A 2,911-nucleotide genomic window follows, 5' to 3' on the forward strand; every position below is an offset into this window, starting at 1 on the left:
TCGCCATCAGCCCAGAACCCACCGTCCGCAACAGCCTGATGAATAAGACGGGCTAAGAGTGGGGATGAGCGGGCATATTCCCCGCTGATCTGCCCGAGACGGTCTCGAAACATGATCGGTAGAACGTCGAGCATCAGCATTCACCATCGGTTCGGTTGGCACCTCCGATGCTGAACGGGCCGGGCGAGCCGCACAAGGCTATCCAGCCTACCTTCTTCCCCCCATCGAGAGAGACACCATGAACCGTCGCTCCATCTTGCGGCTGCTCGGCGTTGCGCCGATCGCGGCGCCCGCTGCATTTGCTGTTGCAAGTACCCCGGCCGCCCCAGTCGCGGAACCAGCGGTGCTCAACCTACCGCTATTGCGGGGACCGTATAGCTTTGAATTTCGATATGAGAACGGGCAGAAATGCCCAACGTTATTTATTCTCGATCGGGATAGCCATGTCGCCCATCGGCACGTTGCGGTCGCGTGACGGAAGCCGCCGCCTACGTCTCTGCTCGCCAGGGTAGCCCCTACACCGCCACTGAGCACTGCTGGAATTTAGTCCGCGAGACGCAGCGCGATCTCTTCGGCCGCGACGTGCCGGCGGTGCTGATTGAGGGAGCGCTGAACGCGCGCGAGTTGGTCCGGGCCTTCCACGGCCACACGGAACGCCAGAACTGGCGGGAGGTCGGCCAACCGCAGAACGGCGCCATCGTCCTGATGCACAAGCCGGGCGCTCATGCCCGCGCGATTCATGCCGGCACGTACCTCAACCTCGATCTCGGCGGCGTCTTCCACACCGACGAGGATCACGGGGTGACCTTCGACAGCCTGTTCGAATTAACCGTCCGCAACTGGCGGACCGAGTTCTACGTCCCGATCCGGTAGCCAATGCACCTTCTCACCCTGAACGCCGCGGGCAAGCAACTTGCGCCGCCGCAAGCGCTTGCCTCGGATCGGCGCCGCCTCTCGCAGGTGATCGGCCGGCACGTGGATCGCTCACGGCCGCACATGGTGGCGGTGCAGCGCGCCCGTGATCCGCTCCAGCCCATCGAAGAGGCGTGGGTGGTGCGTGGGCGAGACAAGGCTGGCAACGTCAAGCCGTGGCCGCGCCGCTACCTGCCGGCCGATGCCATCGTGGTGGTCGTCTACCTACCGCGTGGCGGCGGCGGCGCGTCCTCGGGTGGCTCGAAGAAGTCTCCGCTCAGCATCGCGCTCGGCATCGCGGCCGTGGCGTTGGTGGCGTTCGCCGGACCTCTCGGCGGCTTGGCGGCTGGCGCGTTCTTCGGTGGTTCGGCAATCGCCGGCACCCTCATCACCGCGGGCCTCGTCCTCGGTGGGTCGGCGCTGCTCGGCCTGGCCTCGCGCTCGAAGGCCAATAAGCAGGCCACCGACACGACACAGATTTACGGTGTGGCCGGCGGCGGCAATTTGCCGAAGCCCGGGGATCGTATCCCGCGCGGCTATGGTCGGTCGTGGATGAAGCCGGACCTGTCACAGCCGGATTTCAGCCAGTACGACGGTGACGACCAGATCCTGTTCAAGCGCCAGACCATCGGGCTCGGGCGGTATCGGCCTTATGCCATCCGCGCCGGCAAGCAGGCGATCTGGACGGAAGGTGGCGGCTTTCTCGCACCGTTCGACGACGCTCGGAACGCTGTCGAGTTCGTCAACGGCACGGCCTCGACGTTGGTGCCCAACTCCAATATCGCCGCGGCGGGTGTCGGCGGAATGTTGCCGCGTCCGGCAGAGATCCCGTCCGTGGCCGGGCCGTTCTTCATCAACCAGCGTGGGGCCCTGGTCAGCCGCCTGCAGGTGGACTTTCAATTTCCGCAGGGCATCGCCCGCACCGACTTCCTCAAGAGCGGGACGACGCGTGCCAACCAGCCAGGCGCCTGGGCGGTCTATTTCGAATACGCGGCCATCGACGAGAGCGGCGCCATCGTCGGCCCGTGGCAGGTGCTCTACAACGGCAACTCCGGCGCGGAGGGTGCGCGGTTCGCGACCCACCCACTGCGATATACCCGGTTCAAGGATGTGCCTCCCGGCCGCTACGCGGTGCGCGGCCGTAACATTCAGCCCGACACCAGCAATAGCACCACGGGCAACGCCACGATCGATGCGGCGCAGTGGGATGCGGCCTCGGGCTGGGTCGCCGACGCCGCGATCCGTCCTGGCGTCACCGAGGTCTGCCTGCGGATCTACGCGACCAAGGGCAGCCAGGCCGCAGCCTTCGGTGAGATCGAGGTCGATGCCGCCGCGATTATCCCGGTGTGGACCGGCAACGCCTGGGCGGAGGTGGAGACATCGAAGGCGGTCTGGGCCTTCCTCGACATCATGCGCAACCAGGATTACGGCGGAGCGATCCCCGACAGCCAACTCGATCTCGGCACGGCGCTCGGCTACGCGAATCTGCTCACCGAGTTCGACACCTTCGACGGGACGATCCGTGGACCGGTCTCGGTCTACGAGGCCGCGGCTACTGCGCTCCTGCCGATGCGGGCCGAGCCGGTCCATCTCGGCCGGTACTGGTCGCTGGTGCGCGATGAGCCGAAGTCCGTGCGCCGCCACGTCATCACGCCTCGGCAGATGCTGAAGGGGTCGACGCAGCTGGTGTTCGATCTCGATACGGCGGCCGGCGCCGGTCACGTTATCGGCGAGTTCGACCAGGACGGGGACTATCGCAACCCAAACCAGACGACCGCGATCTACGGTGAGGCCTCCCTCACGCCAACACGCCAGCGCTGGACCGGTGTCCGGTCGTTCGCCCACGCCAGCCACCTGACGAAGTGGCGGGCTGCAGCTGGCGCCTTTCGGCGGCAGACAGCGCCCTTCGGCGTCGAGATGGAAGGCCGGATCTACAAGCGCGGCGATTCCATCCTCGTCGACCCGTGGTTCCTCGACGCCCGCCGCCGCGCGGGCGTGG

2 protein-coding genes are annotated in these 2,911 nt (G+C 66.4%); both read left to right on the top strand.

The genetic code is table 11. The features are described from left to right. The first annotated feature begins 471 nt into the window (after positions 1-471). Positions 472-873: a glycoside hydrolase gene (locus tag G3T14_RS23605; protein WP_163644927.1), complete on the top strand. Its 402-nt coding sequence runs from the start codon at positions 472-474 to the stop codon at positions 871-873. 3 nt (positions 874-876) lie between these two features. Beyond that, a partial coding sequence (locus G3T14_RS23610) for a host specificity factor TipJ family phage tail protein (RefSeq protein WP_246733525.1) occupies positions 877-2,911 on the top strand: 2,035 nt, incomplete at its 3' end.

This window comes from Methylobacterium sp. BTF04 (genome assembly GCF_010692745.1).
Taxonomy (GTDB): domain Bacteria; phylum Pseudomonadota; class Alphaproteobacteria; order Rhizobiales; family Beijerinckiaceae; genus Methylobacterium.